The following is a 23,935-nucleotide window of genomic DNA, read 5'->3' as shown; positions in this document are numbered from 1 at the left end:
ACAAAAAATCAACCACTAAAACCACCATCAACATTAATAGTTGTACCTGTAATAAAAGCAGCCCCAGGGCTTGCTAAAAAAGCAACTGTAGCAGCAATTTCTTCAGCTTTACCATAACGGCCAAGAGCGATTAAGGCTTTTTGTCCTGCTGAATGTTCTGAATTTGCTGGGTTCATATCTGTATCAATTGGGCCAGGCTGGACAATATTTACAGTAATAGCTTTTGGCCCAAGGTCACGCGCCCAACCACGAGTATAACCAGCTATTGCAGCTTTTGTGGCTGAATAATCTGACATTCCTGGAAATGGTGAATGATTTGCAAGTGCAGAACCAATAGAAATAATTCGTCCACCTTCTTTTAAGTATTTAACCGCTGTACGAACAGCCGTTACCACACCACCTACATTTATTGCAAATTGACGTTCAAGTTCTACTAGATTGTTTGAAGAATCGCCAACTAAAGCTGTAACCGCAACACCAGCATTGTTTACAAGAATATCAAGACCTCCAAAATGTTCTGCTACTTTATTAACTAAATCCTCTACTTGTTTAGAATCCGCTTGGTCAGCTTGAAAAGCAACTGCACGAACTCCTTTAGATTCAATCTCATTAACTAAATCTTGAGCTTTACTAGCAGAAGAAGTGTAACTAATTGCTACATTTGCGCCCTCATCAGCAAGTGAGCGCACTATTGCTGCTCCTATTCCACGAGATCCACCTGTTACTAACGCTACTTTTCCTTCTAATTTCTTTGACATTGTTTTTCTCCTTTATGTTTAGTTATAAGTGGGTGAGCATAAGTTTTCTGAGATAATAAAAGCATAGTTTAACTTATTGTTTATATAGCTGTTAAGCCTAATTTTTCTCTTGCGCCAAAATATCAGTTTATTTATGCTTATCCACTTATCTTAGCTAATTTACTTATTCTAAACGTTTTAGATGTAATGCTCATAAGCTAATAAAAAGTTTTTCTTTTTGTCTTCTAACTTTTTTTGCATTAGCCAAATAGTCATTTTTATCATCACGATAACCTAAAGTTAATAAAGAAACACTTCGTAAACCTTTTTCTTGAAGCTGTAATAGATCATCAAAAGCTTGAGGATCAAAACCTTCCATAGGTGTAGCATCTATGCCTTCAACCGCAGCAGCTACCAACGCTGTCCCTAAAGCAATGTAAGTTTGTTTTGCTGCCCAAGCATAATTTTCTTCTGCTGTTTTATTAGAAATCAAATTTTCTATCATAGATTGATAAGCTTTTAGGCTATCTACAGTCACTCCTCTAGTTTCAGCAATATTACTAATAAATTCTCTTACTTGCTCTATAGTAATATTTGACCATGCTGCAAATATAAGTAAATGTGAGGCTTCTACAATTTGTGGTTGATTATAAGCAAAAGGTTGAAGTTTTTTGCGTAGCTCTTGATTTTCTAAAACTAGTACTGTGTAAGGTTGTAGTCCTGTAGAAGAAGCAGATAGCCTTATAGCCTCTAATATTCTATCTAATTTTTCTTGTGGGATTTTTTCCCCTGTCATTCTTTTTGTTGCATAACGCCAATTTAACGCTTTAATTAATTCCATATACTTTTTCCTCTCTAACATCCGTTATTAAATAATTTTGTACTATTCGGTAAAGAATATAACAATACAAAAATAACCTGTCAATATCATTTTGTACTTTTTGGTATAAAATATTTTTTACAGATTAGAAAATTTATTTTAATAAGAATATAGTTATCTAATAGATAATATTGATTTTATATAGACATAAATTATATTTTAATATTATACTGATAGGTATAAAATAAATGGGAGAAAAAAATGAAAGCAGGAAGGCCAAAAGAGTTTGACATAGAAAAAGCCTTAGATAGCGCATTAGCAGTATTTTGGCGTAAGGGTTATGAAGCAGCATCTTTACAAGATTTAACTATGGCAATGGGAATTAATCGCCCCAGTTTATATGCAACATATGGAAATAAAGAAGAACTGTTTCGTAAAGCACTAGATAGGTATTTTGACACTAGAAAATCTGTGATAGACAATGCACTTAATCAACCTACAACATATAAAGTTATAGAAGAGCTACTTTATGAGTTTGCTGATTCGCATACGAATCCAGATAATCCTCCAGGATGTCTTGTTGTACAAAGCGCGCTTGTATGTGGAGAAGAATCTGATTGTATAAAAAAAGAGCTAATTTCCCGTCGTCTTTCTATGGAAAAGGCTCTTTGCAATCGTTTTGAGCGTGCAAAAAAAGAGGGTGATTTTCCTGAAAACATAGAGCCTACGGACTTTGCCCGTTATATAGCCACTATTTCACAAGGAATGTCTATTCAAGCTGCAAATGGTGCAAATTCTGAGCAGTTACGAAAAGTTGTAGAAATAGTGCTAAAACAATTTTCTAGCTTTCTTCTAACAAAATCTAATGAATAGATTACTTAGTTATTTTGCTTTTGAGATAAGGCTTTATAAGCAGCACTTCGCATTAAGTCAACAGGTGGTTCTAATTGTGTCCAAAGTTTTAATTGTTCTGCGGCTTGAGCAATCAACATTTCTAAACCGCTTATTATTGGTATACCTAATTTATGTGCTGTATCCAAAAGTGGGGTAGCAATTGGATTATAGACTAAATCATAAACCCTAGCACAGTTTTTTAAGGCTTCTTCCATTATTGGCATATTTATATCTGAAGGCCAATCAAACATCCCTATTGGTGTAGTGTTAATTAATAAGTCACAAGATACTTTATCTGACTCTGAAAAAGGTTTTATTTCTATGTCAAAAACACTAGCAAAATGCTTAAGCACTTCTTGGTTACGACCATAAACTATAATTTCTGCGCCTTGGTGTTTAAGTCCTGCAACAACAGCACGAGCAGCCCCACCTGTACCTAAAACAGCTACTTTAGCTTTATTTAAGTTCATAATTTTTAAGAGTGGAGCTATAGCCCCTATTACATCAGTGTTATAGCCAATAAGCCGACCTTCTTTAACTACAATGGTGTTAACAGCCCCAATTTCTTTTGCTATTGGGTCAATTTCATCTAAAAATTTCTGTATATTTATTTTATGAGGCACAGTTACACTAGCACCCATAAATTGCCAATTCATTTCCTTACTATTTAGACAAATAAATTTTTCCATAAATAAATCTAGCTCATTAGTAGGAACATTTATCGGCAGATAGACAGCCATTTGTCCAAGTGTGTTTAATGCCATATTATGAATATGGGGAGAAACAGAATGCGATACAGGACACCCCAACAAAGCATAAATTTTTGTTTCCTCATTTATAGATTTAGGCCTATAAAGTGAACTCATTTCTGAAAGTGTAAATTGTCCTGGTGCGGATTCTGAGCCTTTTTTTAGAGCAGTAAATGTAGTAAAACTACCTTTACTAGGAGCTAAAACCCGGCTAATTCTACCTGCTTCACACATTGCTAAGGCAATCAAAGGTTGGTTATCTTCTTTTGCTTTTTTAAGCAAAGAAAAAATAGCTAATTGGTCTGTTACTTGACTAGCTTGAGCAGCAATTTTTATAACATCTGCTTGCTGTTTTGTCATACAAGTATAAATATTTAGCAAATTTTCTAATTGGCAGCTTTCAAAATTATGATAAGAAAGTATTATTTTCGGAGAGCTATTAAAAACACGTTGATAGATATTATATAACTGCATAACTACAGTATTATCACTTAATAATTCAAAGTCAAAATAATCCTTGGCTAATTCTGCACTTCTACTATTAATTAAACTGTTAATTTCTTGTATAGATTGGTTTGGAGTAATTTCTTTTTTACCACTGCGAAAAGTATAAATTAAAGGTTTATCAGTAACAGCAAAAGTAGTTCTTAAGATTTCTTCCCCATTTACTTCTACATTCCGATCTTTTAAGTAATCAAGCCTTACTTCTATTAGATCAGCTTGCCTAGAAACACGTAAGATATCCCCTAGAAGATCTTTTAAGTATTCAGCAGTTATTGATACAGTAATTTGTCTCTTTTCCATTGTTTACCAAAATTAAGCTATATGCTTAAAGTAAGGATTTTACCTACAACATATCTACAATTAGAAAACAATACTATTTCATAATCAAGCAAAACTATCTGATTTATTTTGTCGGATATAACAACAATAACTTAATCATTATCAGGATCTATTCCTAACTTACGTAGTTTTTCTTTTAATCTTTCTCTTTCTGCCAATATAATTTCTTTCTCTGATTTTTCTTGAGCTATTTTTGCTAATGCTGTTTCTTTTTCTGCTAATGCCATCTCTTTTTCTGCTAATGCTGCTTCTTTTTCTGCCAATGCTTCTTCTTTTTCTAATCGTTCCCTATCTGCTATCATTTTTAGTTGTTGATATGAAAGAAAAGCATCTCCATTTGGATAAAAAAGTTGTAGACGATCAGAAGAAAGTTGAAAACGAATTTCTAACAATGGACTAACCCATCCCCCAACAAAATCTATTTCTACTAATTGACCATCAATTCGTTGAGAAATTGTTAATTCATTTTTCTGTGGATCGTAAATATAATACTCTTCTACCCCATAAGTATTATAAAAATTAAATTTTCTAGTCATTTCTGCAACTGTATTTCCTGGGGAAAGAATTTCAAAAACAACTTGTGGAGCAATGTTATCTTCTTCCCATTCTTTATAAGAGCCTCGATGACCTTTTGGACGACCTAGAGCTACCATAACATCTGGAGATTGATTAATTTTTGGCTTACCTTTTACTGGATACCAAAAAAGGTCAGCAGCCACAAAACTATTAGTTAAAAAACAATCTAAACCTTCTTTAATAATTACAATATATTCATACTGCAATGTATTTTCTGCCATAGGCTTACCATCACTTTCAGGATAGATTGTTTTATCTTTTATAAGATTTGTTGACATAGAAGTTTTGCTCCAACATAAAAACTTAAGATCTTAATGATTGACGTTGCCTAACAGCTTCATAAAGTATAACAGCCGCAGCAACAGAAACATTTAGTGATGTAACTTTACCTAATAGCGGAATAGAAACTAAACTATCACAATGTTCTTTAACTAATCGTCTGATGCCTTTCCCTTCACTACCCAGGACTATTGCCGTAGGTGTTTGGAAGTCCCAACCAGTATAGTTTGTCGAAGTATTTGCTTCTAAACCAACTACCCAAATATTTTTTGATTTTAATTCGTCAATCGTATGAACTAGATTAGTTACTTGTACTACTGGTAAATATTCTGTAGCTCCTGCCGAAGATTTTACAACTGTTTCAGTTAAGCCAACTGAATGATGTGTAGGAATAATAACAGCATTGGCCCCAGCACATTCTGAAGTGCGGATAATTGCGCCTAGGTTATGCGGATCTTCTACATTATCTAAAAGTACAAATAAAGGATTTTTTCCTGCATTAGCTAAAACATCTTCTAAATCTGTGAAACTAGCAGCAGAACGAGCAATAGCAATTACTCCTTGATGATTAGCACCATTAACTAAATTATCTAGGTAACTACGCTTATGGTGACTAATAAGTACTTTTTTTTGACGTGCAAAATTAAGTAATTCTGTAAGTCGTGCTGGGCGATTACCTTCAGCTAAGATTATTTCTTCTATTGGACGACGATTTGCTTTTAATGCTTCTAAAACAGGAATTAATCCATAAATATAAGCCATTATTTTTCACCAACTGATTTAGAAATTAAATAATAACGTAAGCGTGAGTAGCGATTAAAAGTCATTTCATTGTCCTTAAAATGTACAGAACGAGTAGCAATTTTTCCTGCACCCAACATTTTTGTACGCTTAAGTCCCCAGCTTTGTTGGCGTTGAATACAGGGCCAAACATTTTCTAGTAATTTTGAAGCTGACTTAAAATCTGTATCATAAATAGCATTTTTACAGGTATCTTTAAGGATTGTTTGTAGCATCCGAAAATTTTCTAATGTGGTTAATTTCATTTTGCTACCAAGCCCAGAATAATCAAATGACTCTACACGAATACGAAAATTATTCTTTTCAGAACTAGTATAAATATCTACTACAGTTTGTTCAGAAACAAATTCTGTTGCTTCGGTTATTTCTCTAGCTCTTTTACCAAAACTAATATTCTCTTCTGTTGCTTCAGATTGATAAAAACGTAGCCGCCCCTCCACAATTAATACAACATCACTAGCAGCAAAATTGACTTCTTCATCAAACCCATCTAAAGTTGCAGTTAGTTTTACACCATCAACAACATCAACAGCTAATTTTTTTATTTTTCGGTTAGGATTTTCAAATGATAAATCATCATCTTTAACAACAACTACAGGAAGTTTTGCGGATAAAAGTTGTTGTTCAGCTATTTTTGCTTCTCCTTCTGTTTGATAACGGGCAATAGCAATAGGACGATTTAAGTCAAGGAGTTGTTTTGCTTCTGTGGCAGTATAAAAACCTAATGTAGCAACTTCTTCACTAGCTTTGGTTCGCTCTTCTACCAAAATAGGCTCTAAAACTACATTAAATCCAGCCAAAGATTGTTGGAATTGATTTGTCATTTGTGAAAGAGGATCTAGCTGAGCATTAGGATCACGTTCTCTAATTTTTGCTGCTTGTGCGGCTAAATTCTTTTTAAGATCTTCTGTAACAGGCAATTCTTCCCCACAGTAAAGGCATTTTGCCCGTAAAGTGCTATTATTTCTGGTACATTTTGGACAAACAACAACTTCTTTAGACAAGCGTTTCTCTCCTTTCAAGCTTAAGTTAATATGATTATATCCTAACAGTTTATTAAAGTTTTTTATTTGCTTTACTTATTAGCTTTTGCAAAATGAAAAAATACTTCTTCAAAATGACTATTTAGTAGATTAGCTTTTTGGCGTAGCTCACTAACTGTTCCATCTACAGCTATTTGCCCACGTGACAAAATTACTACTCGATTAGCAATACGCTCAACAAAATCCATTATATGAGAGGAAAAAATTATTGTTTTCCCTTCTTCATAATATTCTGATAATCTTTTACGTAAAGTAGTAATTGTTTCTACATCTAAACCATTAAGTGGTTCATCTAGCATTAAGATTTGTGGATTACCAAGCATTGCTGCAATTAAACCAATGCGTTTTTTCATCCCAAAAGAATATTGTCTAATTAATAAATCTTTTTTTGTCTTTAAGTCAAAATCAATTAACGCCTGCTCAATTTCTCTATTTGATTCTCTACCTAAACCTTTTACACCTGCAACAAAACGAAGAAATTCTTGTCCAGTCAATCTCTCATAAAGAACTAAATTTTCTGGTAAATATCCTATTATTTGACGTGTTTCTACTAAATGATACTTAACTTCTTTATCTGCAACTAAAACACGGCCATTATCAGGTTCAATCATCCCTAGAATAAGTTTAATCATAGTAGATTTACCAGCACCATTTGCACCAAGCAAAGCAAAAATTTCTTTTCCAATAGTTAAATTTACTTCATTTAGAGCTTTTAAGTCACCATAGCATTTTACTACTGATTCTAGCTTAATCATTATCACCCTCTAAGCCAATAATTAGCACTCTAGCACGTTCTCGCGCACGAACTTGTAATTTATCCATTGCATATGGATAGAGAATAAACCAAATCCACCAAACTTGTATTACTAAAATAGCTATTGCCAAACTAGCAATAGCTATAAAAGGAATAGCTAAACCAGGACGAGCAGCCATTTCAAAGCAAAGAACTCCAACTAAAGAAGACACAGTTAACCAAAGCAACATTAATTGGAAAAATAAAAAAGCTCCTGCCTCAAGATCAAAGCTTTTTAATGTAAGTGAAATTAAAAAGCTAATAAAAGTAGGAGGCAAAGAAACTAGCCCAGCATAAATTACCTTAGACCAATACATATCTTGACCAGCAACAGGTAAGGAACGCTCTAGCCATAAAAATGGCAGTTGATGTTTTACTAATGCTGGAGCCAGCGCAGCTAAAGCAAAACTTGAGAGTGAAACCACCACCTGAGCAATTATTTCTACTGGGTAATCAGTTCTTTTTGCTAGTAAAATTAAGCTAATTTGAAAAATTATTGCAAAGGAAAAACTTAAATAAACAGCAGCAGAAAAAAAACGAAAAGTTAAAATTAAATCTCTTAATAAATATGCACTAATCTTTAATCCAAAAGCTTTAGCTAAAATAAAGTTTTGGCTAATAAAGTCACTAAAACGACGCTTTTTAGAAAGCAGTTGCTCAACTACTTCCCGATCTTGTATTGCCCATTTTCTATAGCCTATAAAAGTAATTATTGATATTAGTAGAGATACAACTATTGATAATAAACTATTTATAGTAATTAGATAACTCGTCTCACTGCCTATCCATTTATAATAAAGTAAAATTAGTAGTTCTCTTATTCCTAATAAGTAACAATTTAGCCAATAGCCTATTGCAGGAAAAAAATATTGAATTAAAAACAAAGTTGTAAAGAAAATTAAAATTCTAACTAGATTTAGTTGCTTAAAATGAGCAGTAAAAATTACCAAAAATAGTTGTAAAACTGTTAGTTGTAACCCTATAGGTATTAGTAAAAAAAAAGTTATTACTAAAAGTTGTAAAGGTTTACCAGAAATTTTGGAAATTAAAAAATTAATAACACCTAGAATAACTAATAACAATAAGTTTTTAGCCATCCTTATTATTAATATAGAAAAAAATCTTTCATTAACTGGGATTGGAAGCCCATCTAAATAAGCATCTGCCGATTGTAAAGGATAAAGTTCAGTTATTACTTTTGAAATACTTGAAAGTATTAGCAAAAAAATTATTACTGTAGTAAGTAATTGTAAAGTATTTAATGATAGCTCTGGATAAGCTCCTATAGCTAAAGTATTAAGATAAGGGACTGCAAGTAAATAAACAACGGCTAAAACCATTGGAGCTAACACTAAGAAACTAAACAGGTTATCTTTAATTTGTCGAAGTGTTTCTAAGGATTTAAGATAAAGTATTTGTGAAAGAATTTTCATTAAATTATGCCAGCTATTTTAACTAAATCTAATAAACATAGACATTTATATCAAAGACCAAGCCATTGTCAATAGCTCTATAACTTGCTACTTTAGACAAAATTAAAGCCCAGCGTTAAAAAACTGGGCTAGCGGGCTTTTTTAGATTATTTTTAATGACTTGCCTTCTACAGGAAATAATTTATAGCCATTATTTATATTTATAAAATTTTTAGCTTAGGCTACTGCAACCATTTCTTCTTTAAGATGTATAACTTCAACAGAGCATTTAAGATCTGAACCTACATATGAAGATACAGAACCAAGCAGAGCTTTTCCTATTGCTCCACGTCCATGAGAGCCTACAATAATTAAATCAGCACCCCAATTTGTAGCTTCTTTTACAACCAATTTTTTAGGAGAGCCTTCTAAAATTTCACCAATGATGCGTATTTTTTCACTTCCAAATTTTTCCATCAATTTTGTTGTAGCTTTATTAACAACTTTTCGTGCTTCTCTTCTATGGTCTTCAAAAGCCATCAAACGAACGCCATAAAATATAGGATCGGGCCATTCTGTAATTATATGAACTACGCTTAACACCATTATTTCTGTACCTTCCGGCCAAACTCGATTTGTAACTTCCTCAACAGCAGCATCACTATATTTTGAACCATCTATTGCTAATAAGACTTTCATAATTTACCTCCCTTTAGTTAGCTAAAATTTATCTAAAACTAACTTTTACCCTTAATTAAGCAATACTTGTGCCTATTAAGCTTTTAGGTAGCAATTAATCACTTTATTGAAATGGTGTTTTCTGCTCGCTCTTTATGTGGAAACTCACATACAAAATAGTTAACTTCCACCTAATTTTAATCCATTCATAAGCCTAAACTGCCATTCGACAAGTCAAGCTTTAATCTACATATAGGAAGTAATAAATTTTATGAGAAACACACTTAGGTTTTTAGGATATTGTGCTTTATTTGCTATGTCATTAATTTGTATTTTTCGCTTGAGCTATGGCTTTAAGCAAGCAAATGACATAAAACAAACAAACTTAGCTCCAATTCAAACTATTAACAATCCTGAACCCATTTTAGAAAATACTCCACAAATTATTGAAACTGTTGCAAATATTGCAAACACAGAAATTGAAGAAAAAACAAAATCTTACTGTCCAGAAGAAACAATAGTTACACTAATCCAAGAAACTTCCTTAGAAGAATTAAAGAGTCTAGGTTGGCGTTTTCCTAAAAAAACTGATTACCCTTCTGAAATTTACTCAGAAATTAAAAAACATTATAAAAAAGAAATTAAAGCTGATTTTGATGGTGATGGTAAGATAGATAAAGCTATTTTATTAGTAAGAAATAGTGAAAATCAGTTTGATGCAAATGAAACTGGCATTTTTATTTTTCTCTCACAAAATAGCAATCAATCAACTGTTTATCATATTCCAGACACAAATTTGCTGTATCTTGGGTTAAATTTGCAAAAACCACAACAAATAGAAACGATGGATTGCTCCATGACACTGAAAAATCCTGGTATTGAAATTTCTTATTATGAAAGTTGTGGTGGTGAAATAATTTTTTGGGATAATACTAAAAATAAATTTTTTAGCTTATATACTGGTTGTTAAATAACCTTACCTAATAATAGAAATAAAATTGCCTAATAAAAATTAAGGAGCAAAACAAATGGTTAAGAGAATTATTGCTATTGCAATTATTTACTTGTTTACTACTGTTGCTTGGATGGTTTTAGGAGCAACAATTTTTTCCCGCACTTACTCGCTAGATGATAGATTAAATGACAAAGTGGCTTCTACTTGGGGATCAGAGCATAATCAAACCCCTCCTAGTGCATTTTTTGAAAAAACTATTACCAGAGAAGTAAAAACTGTAGAAGATGGAAAAGTAGTTATAAGAAATGTAGATGAAAAAATTACAAGTATTCTACCTTTAGAAAGCACTGACATTAAGGTAGATTTTGATCTAGAACATCGTCAAAAAGGACTGCTTTGGTATAGTACATATAAAGTCAACTTTGATGGGACTTACAAATTTCTTAATAACACTGATGGTGAGAAAATAACTTTTTCCTTTTATTTTCCTTCTTCAAACGCAATTTATGCTGATTTAGTTTTTTCAGTAAATGATATAGCAGTAAATTTAACTAATCAAAGTAATGTAGCAACCGCAACTGCTCAAGTTCCTGCTGGACAAATGGCTACGTTAAAAATAGCTTACCGCTCACAAGGCTTAAATAATTGGTATTACAATTTTGGTAGTGAAGTAACCCAGGTTAAAGATTTTTCACTAAAAATGACTACTAATTTTAAGGACATTGATTTTCCTGAAAATACTTTATCCCCAGCAGAAAAACTAGAAAATGCTAAAGGATGGGAAATGGCTTGGTCATATAAAAGCTTAGTGTCAGGTTTTAGAATTGGTATGGCAATGCCTGAAAAATTACAACCCGGCCCGCTTGCAGGACAAATTAGCTTTTTTGCCCCAGTATCATTATTTTTCTTTTTCTTTTTAATGTTTATTATAACTACTTTACGCAATATTGAAATTCATCCAATGAACTATTTCTTTATTGCAACAGGTTTTTTTGCTTTCCACTTATTACTTGCTTATCTAGTTGATCATATGTCAATTCATATGTCATTTGCTATTAGTTCGGTAGTTTCTATTTTCTTAGTTATCAGTTATTTACGTTTAGTTGTAGGAACACAATTTGCCATTCGTGAAGCAGCTTTAGCACAATTTGTTTACTTAGTTTTATTTTCTTATGCTTTCTTTTTCAAAGGTTTTACTGGACTGTCAATTACTATAGGGTCTATTCTAACTTTATTTGTCGTAATGCAATTAACTGGTCGTATACGTTGGGAAGAAAAATTTGCTACCAAAATGGTTTATATCCCTAAAGAAGACAAAGATAAAAATAAAGAATCAACTCAAGCTCAGTAAAAGCAATAAAGCAAAGTTAACATCAGGGTTTATAGCCCTGATGTTAATTACACCTATTCTTCAACCTATCCAATACAAATTCGTTGCAAAAATTTTCTCTAAGATAGATTTTCCTTTATTTTCCAGCTAGACTATAACAGCACATCAAAGTTAAGATTTAACACTAATCAAAACATATCTAATTTAATTAGCAGGAGAAACTATCTTGCCAGGAAAAAAACTTATTAAAGTAAGAATGTATGGAAAAACTGATGTTGGTTGTGTCAGACAAAATAATGAAGATAATTTTTTTATGTCTGATTTAGTAGATGGTTTTACTCCTCTACCTAATGAAACTCTTACTCGTCAAGTTACTGATAATCGGGTATTGCTTGCAGTTGCTGATGGTATGGGAGGCGCGGCAGCCGGTGAAGTAGCATCAGAACTAGCAATTAATGGCTTAAAAGAAGAATTTCTGCATTTTCCTGGTGTAGGCTCTCCAGAAAGATTAATGCGAGCTATTCAGCAAATTAACCAGCATATTTGGGACACGGGCCGCCGTCATATTCAATATCGTGGAATGGCTACAACTTTAACTGCTGCTTTAATTGAAGGAAACCGTGCTTATATTGCTGAAATAGGAGATTCTCGCGCTTATATTTTACGTGGCGGCAGAATTAAACAAATTACTACAGACCAAAGTTGGCTAGAGTTAATGATTGAACAAGGGTTGATGACGCGCGAAGAGGCTAAATCTAGCAAACAAAGAAATATGATTTTGCAATCTCTTGGCGGTCAACAAGAAGTAAAAGTAGCTTTAACGGCTGTAGATCTAGCAGCAGGAGATATTTTACTTTTATGTAGTGATGGATTATCAGAAAAAATTTCTGCCCCAGAAATGCTTACAATTTTAAGACAAAGCTTAAGTTTAGAAATAGCTTCAAATAAAATGGTTAATTTAGCTAAAGATCGTGGTGGAGAAGATAATATTACTTTAGTAGTTGCTCATTTTGATGGAGATGGTTTAGAAGCTAGTCCAGCACCAGAAGAGCTAATTTCTTATATAAAAGTAATTAATGTTTTTGATCATGTTGCAGATATGGGTGTAAGAGATACTCGTAAGTTATCCTCTGAACAACGTGGCCCAGCTAATTTTAAAACTACTATTAGAGTTAAAGATACAGCCGGAGTTTCAGATAGTAATTATCCTAATCGCCTACAGTTAGAAGAACAAGCCACAGCTTTAGCAGATTACATTGAAACCCTACAACTAGCTTTAGAACAACAACTTAATGATCTAGATCAATATACTGAATGGCAACTAAAGCAAGCCCGTCTTGATATTGCATTACAACATTCTATTGAAGGCTTAAAGTCTGCCGTTCCAGCACTCTCACAACTACGAGCAGCACTTAATGAATGTAATAAAAATATTTTTCGTGCAACGTCAAACAAAAAACAATAAAAATACTTAGTCAATTACTCACGTCTTAATGCAATTATTGGGTCAACTCTAGTTGCTCGATTTGCTGGTACATAAATAGCTACTAAAGTAATAGTTACTAAAATTAATATAATAGCTACATATGTTGTTGGATCTGTTGTAGTTACTCCATATAACAAATTTGACATTAAGTGATTAAGTGCTAGTGAAACTCCTAATCCTACACCAATGCCTAATAGAGTTAAACCTAAACCTTCTTTTAATACCATTTTTAGTATATCAAAAGTTTGCGCACCTAAAGCTAGTCGAATCCCTATTTCATGTGTTCTTTGTGCTACCGAATAAGAAATAACCCCATAAATTCCTACTGCTGCCAAAATTAAAGCTGAAAAAGCAAAAATACCTAATAGAGTCATCAAAAACCTTGCATAAGTTAAAGAATCTGAAACCATTTGAGATAAGACTTTTGTGTTAAATACAGGTAGATCTTTATCTACACTAAGTATTTGTTCTCTAACACCTTTAATAAGGCTATTTGGGTCAACTTTTGTACGTGTTATTAAAAAGAATGTACTTCTTAAAGCAAAATCTTCTGGGTATTGATAAAAAGGAAAATACATTTGGCTTTCAAATTTTTCACTTAGTTGAGCCATTTTTACATCCCCAACTACACCAACAATTTGGCTCCATTCTGGAGTCTCGTTTTCATCAGGAACACCGCGAGTAATTCTTTTTCCAATAGGATCTTGACCAGGAAAAATCTTCTCTGCCATAGTTTGATTAACTATTACTACCTTATCGCTACTGATATTATCTTGATCGGTAAAAAACCTTCCTCTAATTAAAGGAATACCCATCACCTTAAAATAATCTGGTGTTATATCAGCACTCGCAGCAAAAGGAATATTGTTAAAATCTACTTGTTGGCCCTCTACGCTGTAGCGAATCTTAGGGTTTTGTCCTGATAAAGGAACTGATGTAGAGGTAGCAACAACCTCAATCCCAGGCAAACTAGTAGTTTTTTCTATAACTTGTTTATGAAAATTTAGCTGTTTGTCGCCATCTTGATAAACGCTGCCTTGTAAAGCAAATTGAGTAGTTAAAACATTATTAGGATTAAAACCAGGGTCTACTTGTTGAATTTTCATAAAACTTCTAATTAAAAGCCCTGCTCCAATAAGTAAAACTAAGGACAAAGCTACTTCGCTAACAATTAAAATATTACTAATTTTTCTACCACGCCAACCCGTTGCAGTGTGAGTATTTTCTTTCATCACTTCACCTAAATTAGCTTTTGAAGCTTGCAATACTGGAACTAGACCTAAAATAACCCCTGTTAAAATAGAAACTAAAACTGTAAAAAATAATACTGGAAGATTAATTTGTATTTCGCTTGCTCTTGGTAAAAGAACTAAATTCCACTTAATAAAAATAGTAACCAATAAGTTTGCTAACAAAATACCTAATACGCCCCCCATTACTGAAAGTAATAAACTTTCAGTAAAAAACTGCTGAGCTAGCCTTAAGCGTCCTGCTCCTAAAGCAGCACGAATAGCAACTTCTCTTTCTCTAATAGTAACCCTAACTAAAATTAAGTTTGCTACATTGGCACAAGCAATCATTAGAACTAAGAAAACTGCTGATAGTAAAATCATTAGAGCAGGTCGCACATCTTTAACAATTAGTTCGTGCATTGGTGTAAGTACTACCGTCCAACCACTATTAACATTAGGATCTTCTTGTACCTGTGCCTCAGCAATAGTTTTTATTTCTGCTTCTGCTTGGCTAATACTTACACCTGATTTTAATCGTCCAATTACTTGAAGGTTATGAAAACCTCGAATTTCTTTTTCTGGTTCTAAAGCTAAAGGAACAAAAATATTAAAATTATTATTTCTATGATCATTAGGGGCAATACCAACAATTGTATAACTATTGTTATTCACTGTAATTTTTTGACCAATTACATCAATATTTCCCCCAAAGCGTTCCTGCCAATAACCTTCTCTTAAAATAACTACTTGAGCATTACCAGCTTTGTCTTCTTCCTTAAAAAAGAAACGACCCTTTAAGGGTTTTACACCAAGAGTATCAAAGTAATTATAAGTAATTTGATCACCTAATACCCTTTCAGGTTCTTTATCAATAGTGATATTAAAATTTTTTGTTCTACGTCCAGCTAAATTTTCAAAAACATGGTTGCGATCTCGCCAACCTTCATAGCGAGCCGGGACAGTTACAGCCAAAGGAGCGATTCCGCTAGTAGGATTATGAGATTGCACAAAAACCAGGCTATCAGGGTCTTGATAAGGAAGTGGCTTTAGAATAATGCCATAAATAATACTAAAAATTGCTGTATTAGCACCTATACCTAAAGCTAGGGCGGCAATAGCAATAATAGTAAAACTAGGACTTTTTCCAAGCATTCTTAGGCCATATCGGATATCTTGCCAAAGTGTTTCCATTTAACCACCTCCAAAGCTAAGTGAGAACTCAAAACACCTAACAATTACCAATTACTATGCCAGTATTTCAGCTATTTGTATTTCTTGTAAATAAAAAGCTTAGAATCATATATATAATAAAATTACTAATGCTCTTATGTTCGATTTTGGGACTATTTTTTTCAAAAGTGGTCACTAGATAAACTACTTAATTACATAGAATTTAATATATATTGCCAACGACTAAATGCTGTTTCACCAAATAAAACTATCCGAATTAAGCGCACATTTCGCGGTCGTAGAGATGCAAAAGTTTGAATGGCTTCTAACATTAATTTAGCAGCTAAATCCATTGGAACATCTCCTATACCTGTACCTAAGGCAGGAAAAGCAACTGAGCTAAGATTTCTTAATTCTGCTCCCATTAAAGTACGTAAGGTTGTTCTTTGCAAACAAATAGCTCCATCCATTGCTGCAACGGCATGAGCCATATATTTAACACGCAAGTTACCAGCTTTAGTCCAAATTACTTCACCCATTTTTACGGGAGCTTGTTTACACGCGTCTTGCTCAATGATGTCACCTCCAGCAATTCGTAAAGAATTAGCAACACCTAACTTCATAGTTAGTTGTGTATTGGCTGCATTAACTATGACATCTGTTGATTCTTGAGTTAAATCTCCTTGTTTTAATTCAACTGTTATTGCTCCAATTTGAGCTAAATCTTGACTAATCAAAGTAAACTGTGGAGTTGGTTCAGTAATTCTTTCTAAGACCTGTGCCATAGCTTCAGCCGTAGAGTATCTATCTGTAATTTTTTTCTGTAGTGCTTTTTCAATTACAGCAAAAAGATAGGCTTCTGCTGGTGTTTCTGCTTTTGGAGATTGATAAAGTGATGATGTATGAGCTAGATGTAGTTCTTGCCAATGTTGTCCCTTAAAAGGAACTTGGTTAGTAGCTAAAACATGTGCCGTTACTCCTAAAGCATAAACATCTGTTTGACGATCTAAACCCTCTTGCAACCATTGTTCAGGTGCCATAAAAGTAGGAGTTCCAGCTAAATAATCTAAATAAGATGCACTATCAACTTCTCTTGATAAATCTATTGCAATTCCAAAATCGCCTACTGTAGTAATACCATTTCCACATAAAAACAAATTAGCAGGTTTTACATCTCTATGAATAACTCCTGCTTGATGAATATTGTGCAAACCTTTAGCAACATCAATAATAATTTGACAAACAATGCTAACTGGTAATTTCCAAGAAGTTCTTTTTAAGTAAGAAATTAATTCTGATAAATCAATACCATCAACATAACGTTGGATTACAAAAGGAATGCCTTGTTCAAAGCCTGCATCTAAAACACTAACAACATTTGGTGAAGAAACTCGTGCTGCTAAATGAGCCTCTCTAAAAATACTTAAGTCGTTTGTTGTCTTAAAAGTTTTTACTACTAAAGGTGTTTGTAAAATTGGGTGACTAGCTAAATAAGCTGTTCCCATTGCTCCTTCTCCAAGTTGGCTATGAATCAATAAACCATGAAAGGTTTGCCCTGGGGTTAAAGTTTTTTCTGTGTTTGTTGACATAAAAACTACTGTCCTTGTTTTGTTTTTAAACTAAGCTTGCAACAGCGGTAAACCCAATAAATTAGTAAAATTTGCACTGGAAGCCGAATTATTAAAGCTATTGTTGCGCCTGTTGACCCTCCAGCATTCAGATGATTTATTAACATTTGAATATTGGCAGGAAATACTGCTACAAGTAGCGCAATTAAACCATAACCAGAAAATTTACGTGCAAAAGGAACTAATACTCAACACCTCCTAAAATTTCAAATACCCCACTAATATAAACCAACTCTAAATGATAAGGTAAATATGGAGGCATCATATTTAAGTAAAATTGTGGGTTTACAAAGTGCATTATTCCAGCAGTAATAAAGAGTATGGCTAAAAGTATTAAAGACCTTGTCATTATAAATTGCTCCTAAAATGTTATTAAATAAGTAACTTCGCTAAATCCTACAAGAAAATATCAAAAACCACAAACCATTGACCTACCAGGTATTTTTTACATAGCAATAAATATTTACCATGTATTTTTTTACATAATTTAGCCTGAAATATGCTATCTTATTTTTACTTTATGAATTTTGATAGTTTTAACTAAAATATAAAAAATACAATAGATATGTCGATTTCAGGAAAAATTATTGCTCTGTGGCACACAGGTTGCCTACCAGTTAATTAAATATTAATAAATAAATCAATTAAATCAACTTATAAATCTTTTAATCTATAAATCTTTTAATCTATAAATCTTTAGTAATTTAATTGGTAAAATTTTGCTGCCCCTACAATTTAAGCCCTAAACAAATTTATCTTTTTTTACATTTTTCTTTTTTTTAATTTATAAAGTAGTTTTTCATTAAAGAACAAGTTTTTTATTAATTATTTAATTTATTATTTTCTCGTATCACTTTCCTCTACAAGTGTTCCAACTTTGTTCTAACTTATTTATTTGTTTGTGCTTATCAACTGGAAATCCTCATTTATTTTGGTATCTTAAACTTACGCTAAATCCATTATAGCGTAAAAATTATTTTATTATTTTACAGGAGAAAACATGTCTATCAATAGTATTAACTCTAGTATTAACTTACGCAATATCGATTCAATCAACCAAAATCAACAAAGTATTAACACCAATTTAGAAACATCCCAAACACCTGCAAATACTGGTGAATTAGTTCGTCGGGAAGACACTAGTTTTCTTGGTGCATCCTTACTAAGAATGCAACTACAACAAAGTGCAACTAGCCTTCTTAGCAGCAACAACAGCAACACTCAACCACCTCCAAGCCCTTCTCTAAAACCAAGAGAAGTTTTTAACCCACAAGTTAACACTTTCTTAAAAAATACTATTTCACTCCCAACTGATAGATTTAGAGATAATAAAACAGTAGCAACAGTTAATTCTGCTAATGTTTTACAAAGTTCTCAAATTTCATTTAAGGGCGGTGGTACAGCAACAAGTTTTTATACAGCAGGTTTTCCAGCAACTAGCGTAGCAACTCTACCTAGAATGGCATTTGACAAAGCAGGAACTTTATCATTTTATAAATCTGCTCAACCTCTTTCTGATACACAACTTCAAAGTGTACAAAACCTTTATGCAGGCGATTTAACATCAAGAAAAAATTATTCAGTCAATTTAGCTAATTTAGCAAGTAATTTAACAACATTAAGAAATTCTGGAAATTTAGATGATAAATTAAAAGGTAAAATTGATTCTGCAATCAATAACTTAAAAACTGCTTACAACGCACTTTCTGATGTCAATGCTCCAGCACCTAGCCCACGTCAAATTTATGCACAAGTAGCAAATGCTTATCGCGCACTTGATAGCAGTTGTGACTTAAACCAAAATCAAAAGAATTTAGTCAAAACCGGTGTTAACATTTTAGCCATTGGTGCTTCTAATTATGATACTAACCGAGTACCAGTAGCAGGAACTCCTATCACTCCAGCACCAGCAATGCGCCCAACACCTGATCAAGCCGCAGCAGCAGGATTCCCACTACCAGCTTTTGATACTGTTCGCAAAAATCCTCTTTCCCAAGCTCAAGCCAACCCTGCACAAGTTTTTGGTGCAGATGTAACTAAATACTTAAAAACTATTGGTTTAAATAATATTGATACCAATAAAATAAATTACCAAGTAAATTCTGCTGACAAACTACAATTTATCAATGTCCCTCTAGGTGATGGTCGTAGCCAAACAGTATTTTTCAACGGTGGTTTCCCTGTTCCTGCTAATACTGCACCACAAGCAACTTTTAGTGGAACAACAGGTGTAAGACAATATCTAGATGTAGCTAAAAATTCTCAACAAACACAACAACGCTTAACAGCCTTTTATGCTGATCCTGCTAATGCTGCAAGACGAAATAACTATAATGTAAACTTGCAAAATTTAACTTCAGCTTTCCAACAACTTAACCAACTAGGTAATCTTAAAGATGATGCTAAAAATGTTGTCCAAAACTCTATTAGCAAATTGCAAAATGCACAGCAACAAATTGCTAATGGTGGACTTCCTGATGTATTAGGACTATATCAACAACTTGGCGATAACCTTGATAAATTATCTCAACAACAAGGATTTAACCAACGTCAAAGAGGAGTTCTTGATACTCTTAACGGCTCATTACTACCCATTGGAGTACAAAATTACTATTTCACTCCTATTGGTTTATCCCAACAAGCCTAAAATTTTTACTTAAGTCAATTGTAATCTCATAATACACCCGAAAATTAACAAGCTGTATAGTAAAAAAGCAACATGAGTTCTACTATACAGCTTAATTTATTGATTTTATGGTTTATTTAAGAATTAAAACGGCAAGCTATCAAAAATCTTGCTTGCTTGCAGGGTACTGATAGCTTAAAATATCTGCTTCTCGTACAAAATAAACTCCATTTAATAATAAGCAATTAATAATATTTGTACTTTCCATTAATAGTATTAATTTTTAGAAAAATTCTTAATAACAAATTTTTAGTTAATTAAGAGGAGTGTCCTATTTTGTTGGGAAATAAGAAATTATAAAACTACTGGAGGCAATAAATGTCAGGGACAGAAAATATATTGGAAAATTTAGACCTAAGCACAGAAGACAAAATTCGTGAAGGGTTAAACTATTTATCCAACGTAGTAGAAGGAAAAGTTACACTACAAGAAATTTCTGGAATAAAAGATGATGATATTAATGCCATACTAACAGTTGGTGCATTAATGTATCAACAAGGCCGACGTTCTGAGGCTGAAGATCTTTTTCGCGGAGCAGTATTATTAAATAAGAATAATGCCTTAGCTCGTTCTGCTCTTGGAACTGTATTAACTGCTGAAGGAAAACATGATGAAGCGTTGATAGAACTTAATGAAGCTATTCGCCTTAATGATACAGATATCTCTGCTCATGTTAACCGTGCAGAAATCTTTCTAAAACGTGCAGAATTTAAGGCAGCAAGCGATGACTTAAAACGCGCAATTGAACTTGATCCTAACCAAAATGACCCTGCTGCTAATCGTGCAAGAGCAATCATTATTGGAATGAATGAACTAATTAAAGAGTTACAACACCAAATTGATCAAGGTCAAGAACCTGTATTATAAATGCTAAAAATAAGGTAGTTTTGGAAGCTACCTTATTTTCCCACCTTTTTTGTTAAAAATTAAGCTTTGTTGTTTTAGCCAAATTATTTAGCTAAATTTTTGATAGCAATCTCCAAAGTAAATCGCTAAAATTGCTCTACAACAAACCCAACCTATTAATTTAACTACTTAAAATAAGGAGCTAAAGTCGTGTTTGAAGATATGCTCAAGTCTTTTAAAGAGATTAAAACTGAATTAATGGCTGGCAATGTCGCTGGAGTAATTACTCAATATAGCGATATTGTTATGGCTATACTGGTATTAATGATTTTAACCTTAATGATTTTACCAGTACCAACATTTATATTAAGCTTTTTATTGGTTTGTAATCTAACTTTAGCTTTTGCTATTTTAATGGTTTCTATTTATATCTCTGAACCTACACAATTAGCTTCTTATCCTACTATTTTACTTCTAACCACATTATTTCGCTTAGGTCTTTCTATTGCAGCTACTCGTCTTATTTTGTTACAAGGTGATGCAGGAGCAGTAATTGAAACCTTTGGTAAGTTTGTTGTAGGGGGTAATATTGTAGTAGGTGGCGTGGTCTTCTTAATTATTACAATTGTTAACTTTCTGGTAATAACGAAAGGTTCGGAGCGTGTATCTGAAGTAGCTGCTCGTTTTACCCTTGATGCAATGCCAGGAAAACAAATGAGTATCGATGCTGATTTACGTGCAGGTGCTTTTGATATGACTGAGGCTCGCCGTCGTCGTAATGCTTTAGCTCGTGAATCTCAACTTCACGGCTCAATGGATGGTGCAATGAAGTTTGTTAAAGGTGATGCTATTGCAGGCATTATCATTACTCTAATTAACATCATTGGTGGTTTAACTATTGGCGTTTTAATGCGTGGAATGGAAATGTCACGTGCAGTTAAAGTTTATACAATTTTAACTATTGGTGATGGATTAGTTGCTCAAGTCCCTTCATTGCTAATTGCTGTGTCTGCTGGTATTGTTACAACTCGTGTAGCAACAGAAGATAGCACATCTAACATAGGTAAAGACATAAGCCAACAAATCCTTGCCCAACCTAAAGCAATAAGTATTGCAGCAGCAATTTTAGGAATTTTTGGTCTAACATTCTTTTTTGTCCACCCTTCTACTTCTATTCCCTTTTTTATTATGGCTTTTATTGCTGGTGGTATTGCCTATAGCACACTTAAAACTGGTGTTCCTGTAGTTGGTGAAGCAGCCGAAGGAAAGGACAAAGACGAAAATAAGCAAAAAGGTTCTCGTGATCCTCAAATTTCTTTAACTGTTCCTATTTCCGTTGAGGTTAGCAAAGACCTTACACCATTAATTGACCTTAACCAAGAAGGTAAATTCTTAAGTGACCTTGTTCCTAAAATGCGCCAACTGCTTTATCAAGAATTAGGTGTTATTTTTCCTGGTGTACAAGTAACAGGAAATGCTCCTGTTGCAGAAAATAGCTATTTATTTAGATTAAAAGAAGTGCCTGTTGAAATAGGAAAAATTGTTCCAGGTCATATTTTAGTCAATGATGGTTCAGAAAATATTAGAGTTTATGGGCTTAAAGGTATTGACATTAAAAATCCTGCTACAGGTAAGCCGGCTGCTTGGGTGCCAATGGAACAAAGGGATTTAGCTAAAAATGCTGGTTTAGTTGTTTGGGAACCTCAAGAAGTTATTTTGCTACATTTAACAGGTTTTCTTAAACGCTATGCTAATGAATTTATTGGAATTCAAGAAACACAAAACACTTTAAGCGTCTTAAGTCGAGCAATTCCCAACCTAGTCCAAGAAACTGTGCCTAAAGTTATTTCTATTTATCAATTAACTGAAGTATTACAACGGTTGGTTCAAGAAGAAATTTCTGTGCGGGATATGAAAAGTATCCTTCAATCCCTTAGTGAATGGGGACGTGTAGAAAAAGATACCATTATGTTAACTGAATATGTGCGCTCTAGCTTAAAGCGTTATATTAGTTTTCGTTACACTGGTGGGAATCCTATATTGTTTGTTTATGTTCTTGATCCAGAAATTGAAGATGCTATTCGTGGAGCAATTCGCCGTACTTCCTCTGGAACTTATATCGCGCTTGATCCAGCAATTACCCAAGATATATTGGCAGCATTTCGACGGGAGATTGGGAATTTACCCCCTACTGCCCAACAACCTGTTATTGTAACTGACCAAGAAATTCGTCGCTTTGTTCGACGTATTGCAGAACTAGAATTTCGTAATTTAGCTGTACTTTCTTATCAAGAATTAGCACCAGAATTATCTATTCAACCTTTAGCTAGAATTTCTCTGCAAGCTAGCCGTGGGCAATTAAGGTAATTGCCCAGCATTTATGCACTAGGAGACAAAGTTAAAGATGAAATAACTTCTGGTAAACTTTCAGGTAAACTAAAAACAGGTATACGAATAGGAATATTTTTTAATAGTCTCATCATTCTTTTAATTCCACTTGTGTTAATTGAATGAACAACTATTTTAGTACCATAATTTAAGCAACTTTTATTAGCTAATCTTGTGGCTACAGCACATCCACAACTATGATTAGCAAGGTCATGGTCAAGTAAAATCAAATCAAATTTAACTATATCAAGCATTTCAAGGGCTTCTGTTGAATCTTTAGCCCAATAGATCTTTTGTTCTTCTAAAAGAGGTTCTATCATTTCACGACGATAAGCTTCATCTTCTAACACTAAGACTTTTAATGGCTTTTTGTTCATTATGGTATCTCCCGAATTATTTTATTTTTAGGTTTGTATGTTTTGCTTCTCTTCAATTATTATGCCAAACCTAAAATTTATTATTTTTTAGCCTAAGAGCCTTTTTTTAATCCTGTATCTTACATTTTATCAATAAGATATAACCCAAGTTATTTTTAATGGTTCAAAATGTTTGTCTTAAATTTGGTAATTTTTTGTCGCCATTTTTGGCA

Annotated in this window: 19 protein-coding genes and 1 pseudogene; 7 read left to right on the top strand and 13 right to left on the bottom strand. The window is 33.2% G+C overall.

Annotated features, from left to right (window positions below):
• Positions 1–8 precede the first annotated feature (8 nt).
• Positions 9–758: a 3-oxoacyl-ACP reductase FabG gene (locus IPK14_13670; GenBank protein ID MBK7994383.1), complete on the bottom strand. Its 750-nt coding sequence runs from the start codon at positions 756–758 to the stop codon at positions 9–11.
• Positions 759–948: 190 nt separating this feature from the next.
• Positions 949–1,578: an NAD(P)H-dependent oxidoreductase gene (locus tag IPK14_13665; protein MBK7994382.1), complete on the bottom strand. Its 630-nt coding sequence runs from the start codon at positions 1,576–1,578 to the stop codon at positions 949–951.
• Between the two features lie 240 nt (positions 1,579–1,818).
• Between IPK14_13665 and IPK14_13660 the strand changes: the two genes are divergently transcribed.
• Entirely contained in the window at positions 1,819–2,430 is a 612-nt protein-coding gene (locus tag IPK14_13660; GenBank protein ID MBK7994381.1) for a TetR/AcrR family transcriptional regulator, read from the top strand.
• 5 nt (positions 2,431–2,435) lie between these two features.
• Here IPK14_13660 and aroE read toward each other — a convergent pair whose 3' ends face one another.
• The 7 genes from aroE to IPK14_13625 form a co-directional block, all read right to left on the bottom strand.
• Positions 2,436–4,004, bottom strand: a complete 1,569-nt coding sequence (aroE, locus tag IPK14_13655; GenBank protein ID MBK7994380.1) for a shikimate dehydrogenase — start codon at positions 4,002–4,004, stop codon at positions 2,436–2,438.
• A gap of 131 nt (positions 4,005–4,135) precedes the next feature.
• Complete coding sequence (locus IPK14_13650) at positions 4,136–4,897, bottom strand: Uma2 family endonuclease (GenBank protein MBK7994379.1); 762 nt, start codon at positions 4,895–4,897, stop codon at positions 4,136–4,138.
• 25 nt (positions 4,898–4,922) lie between these two features.
• Positions 4,923–5,660 carry a 23S rRNA (guanosine(2251)-2'-O)-methyltransferase RlmB gene (gene rlmB / locus IPK14_13645; protein MBK7994378.1) on the bottom strand — a complete coding sequence of 246 codons (738 nt, stop codon included), beginning with the start codon at positions 5,658–5,660 and terminating at the stop codon, positions 4,923–4,925.
• Positions 5,660–6,703, bottom strand: a complete 1,044-nt coding sequence (locus tag IPK14_13640; GenBank protein ID MBK7994377.1) for a hypothetical protein — start codon at positions 6,701–6,703, stop codon at positions 5,660–5,662. Before IPK14_13640 ends, rlmB begins: the two co-directional genes overlap by 1 nt.
• Before the next feature lie 71 nt (positions 6,704–6,774).
• On the bottom strand, positions 6,775–7,497 hold the full coding sequence (locus IPK14_13635) for an ABC transporter ATP-binding protein (protein MBK7994376.1): 723 nt from the start codon (positions 7,495–7,497) through the stop codon (positions 6,775–6,777).
• Positions 7,490–8,968 (bottom strand): hypothetical protein, encoded by a 1,479-nt coding sequence (locus IPK14_13630; GenBank protein ID MBK7994375.1) that lies wholly within the window; start codon positions 8,966–8,968, stop codon positions 7,490–7,492. The genes IPK14_13635 and IPK14_13630 overlap by 8 nt, the downstream gene beginning before the upstream one ends.
• Positions 8,969–9,184: 216 nt before the next feature.
• A complete protein-coding gene (locus tag IPK14_13625; GenBank protein ID MBK7994374.1) occupies positions 9,185–9,646 on the bottom strand; it encodes a universal stress protein in 462 nt (153 codons plus the stop codon).
• Positions 9,647–9,896: 250 nt separating this feature from the next.
• Here IPK14_13625 and IPK14_13620 point away from each other — a divergent pair, with 250 nt between their 5' ends.
• From IPK14_13620 to IPK14_13610, 3 genes are all read left to right on the top strand, one after another.
• Entirely contained in the window at positions 9,897–10,595 is a 699-nt protein-coding gene (locus tag IPK14_13620; GenBank protein ID MBK7994373.1) for a hypothetical protein, read from the top strand.
• A 58-nt stretch (positions 10,596–10,653) separates the two neighbouring features.
• Complete coding sequence (locus tag IPK14_13615; protein MBK7994372.1) at positions 10,654–11,931, top strand: inner membrane CreD family protein; 1,278 nt, start codon at positions 10,654–10,656, stop codon at positions 11,929–11,931.
• A 205-nt stretch (positions 11,932–12,136) separates the two neighbouring features.
• Positions 12,137–13,375: a Stp1/IreP family PP2C-type Ser/Thr phosphatase gene (locus IPK14_13610; GenBank protein ID MBK7994371.1), complete on the top strand. Its 1,239-nt coding sequence runs from the start codon at positions 12,137–12,139 to the stop codon at positions 13,373–13,375.
• Positions 13,376–13,389: 14 nt separating this feature from the next.
• Here IPK14_13610 and IPK14_13605 read toward each other — a convergent pair whose 3' ends face one another.
• The 3 genes and pseudogenes from IPK14_13605 to IPK14_13595 all read right to left on the bottom strand — a co-directional run bounded on the left by IPK14_13605 (position 13,390) and on the right by IPK14_13595 (position 17,775).
• A complete protein-coding gene (locus IPK14_13605; GenBank protein ID MBK7994370.1) occupies positions 13,390–15,819 on the bottom strand; it encodes an ABC transporter permease in 2,430 nt (809 codons plus the stop codon).
• 191 nt (positions 15,820–16,010) lie between these two features.
• On the bottom strand, positions 16,011–17,387 hold the full coding sequence (locus IPK14_13600) for a serine/threonine-protein kinase (GenBank protein MBK7994369.1): 1,377 nt from the start codon (positions 17,385–17,387) through the stop codon (positions 16,011–16,013).
• A 5-nt stretch (positions 17,388–17,392) separates the two neighbouring features.
• Positions 17,393–17,775 (bottom strand): annotated as a pseudogene (locus tag IPK14_13595) (DoxX family protein).
• A gap of 651 nt (positions 17,776–18,426) precedes the next feature.
• On the opposite strand from IPK14_13595, the gene IPK14_13590 reads away from it, so the two are divergent.
• The 3 genes from IPK14_13590 (at position 18,427) to sctV (ending at position 23,325) form a co-directional block, all read left to right on the top strand.
• Entirely contained in the window at positions 18,427–20,073 is a 1,647-nt protein-coding gene (locus IPK14_13590) for a hypothetical protein (protein ID MBK7994368.1), read from the top strand.
• A gap of 357 nt (positions 20,074–20,430) precedes the next feature.
• A complete protein-coding gene (locus IPK14_13585) occupies positions 20,431–20,979 on the top strand; it encodes a hypothetical protein (GenBank protein ID MBK7994367.1) in 549 nt (182 codons plus the stop codon).
• A gap of 237 nt (positions 20,980–21,216) precedes the next feature.
• Entirely contained in the window at positions 21,217–23,325 is a 2,109-nt protein-coding gene (gene sctV / locus IPK14_13580) for a type III secretion system export apparatus subunit SctV (GenBank protein ID MBK7994366.1), read from the top strand.
• A gap of 11 nt (positions 23,326–23,336) precedes the next feature.
• Here the strand turns inward: sctV and IPK14_13575 are convergent, their stop codons facing one another.
• Positions 23,337–23,723 (bottom strand): response regulator, encoded by a 387-nt coding sequence (locus IPK14_13575; GenBank protein MBK7994365.1) that lies wholly within the window; start codon positions 23,721–23,723, stop codon positions 23,337–23,339.
• Between the last annotated feature and the right edge of the window lie 212 nt (positions 23,724–23,935).

It is taken from the genome of Blastocatellia bacterium, assembly GCA_016713405.1.
GTDB lineage: Bacteria > Acidobacteriota > Blastocatellia > Chloracidobacteriales > JADJPF01 > JADJPF01.
The sequence above is the reverse complement of the archived record's forward strand: the minus strand, read 5'-3'. Positions and strand labels throughout refer to the sequence as shown.

Bases quoted from the DNA above. Each gene is read 5' to 3' on its own strand.
- IPK14_13670 (MBK7994383.1), bottom strand. From the start codon at position 758: ATGTCAAAGAAATTAGAAGGAAAAGTAGCGTTAGTAACAGGTGGATCT.
- IPK14_13665 (MBK7994382.1), bottom strand. From the start codon at position 1,578: ATGGAATTAATTAAAGCGTTAAATTGGCGTTATGCAACAAAAAGAATG.
- IPK14_13660 (MBK7994381.1), top strand. From the start codon at position 1,819: ATGAAAGCAGGAAGGCCAAAAGAGTTTGACATAGAAAAAGCCTTAGAT.
- aroE (MBK7994380.1), bottom strand. From the start codon at position 4,004: ATGGAAAAGAGACAAATTACTGTATCAATAACTGCTGAATACTTAAAA.
- IPK14_13650 (MBK7994379.1), bottom strand. From the start codon at position 4,897: ATGTCAACAAATCTTATAAAAGATAAAACAATCTATCCTGAAAGTGAT.
- rlmB (MBK7994378.1), bottom strand. From the start codon at position 5,660: ATGGCTTATATTTATGGATTAATTCCTGTTTTAGAAGCATTAAAAGCA.
- IPK14_13635 (MBK7994376.1), bottom strand. From the start codon at position 7,497: ATGATTAAGCTAGAATCAGTAGTAAAATGCTATGGTGACTTAAAAGCT.
- IPK14_13630 (MBK7994375.1), bottom strand. From the start codon at position 8,968: ATGAAAATTCTTTCACAAATACTTTATCTTAAATCCTTAGAAACACTT.
- IPK14_13625 (MBK7994374.1), bottom strand. From the start codon at position 9,646: ATGAAAGTCTTATTAGCAATAGATGGTTCAAAATATAGTGATGCTGCT.
- IPK14_13620 (MBK7994373.1), top strand. From the start codon at position 9,897: ATGAGAAACACACTTAGGTTTTTAGGATATTGTGCTTTATTTGCTATG.
- IPK14_13615 (MBK7994372.1), top strand. From the start codon at position 10,654: ATGGTTAAGAGAATTATTGCTATTGCAATTATTTACTTGTTTACTACT.
- IPK14_13605 (MBK7994370.1), bottom strand. From the start codon at position 15,819: ATGGAAACACTTTGGCAAGATATCCGATATGGCCTAAGAATGCTTGGA.
- IPK14_13600 (MBK7994369.1), bottom strand. From the start codon at position 17,387: ATGTCAACAAACACAGAAAAAACTTTAACCCCAGGGCAAACCTTTCAT.
- IPK14_13590 (MBK7994368.1), top strand. From the start codon at position 18,427: ATGTCTATCAATAGTATTAACTCTAGTATTAACTTACGCAATATCGAT.
- IPK14_13585 (MBK7994367.1), top strand. From the start codon at position 20,431: ATGTCAGGGACAGAAAATATATTGGAAAATTTAGACCTAAGCACAGAA.
- sctV (MBK7994366.1), top strand. From the start codon at position 21,217: ATGGCTGGCAATGTCGCTGGAGTAATTACTCAATATAGCGATATTGTT.
- IPK14_13575 (MBK7994365.1), bottom strand. From the start codon at position 23,723: ATGAACAAAAAGCCATTAAAAGTCTTAGTGTTAGAAGATGAAGCTTAT.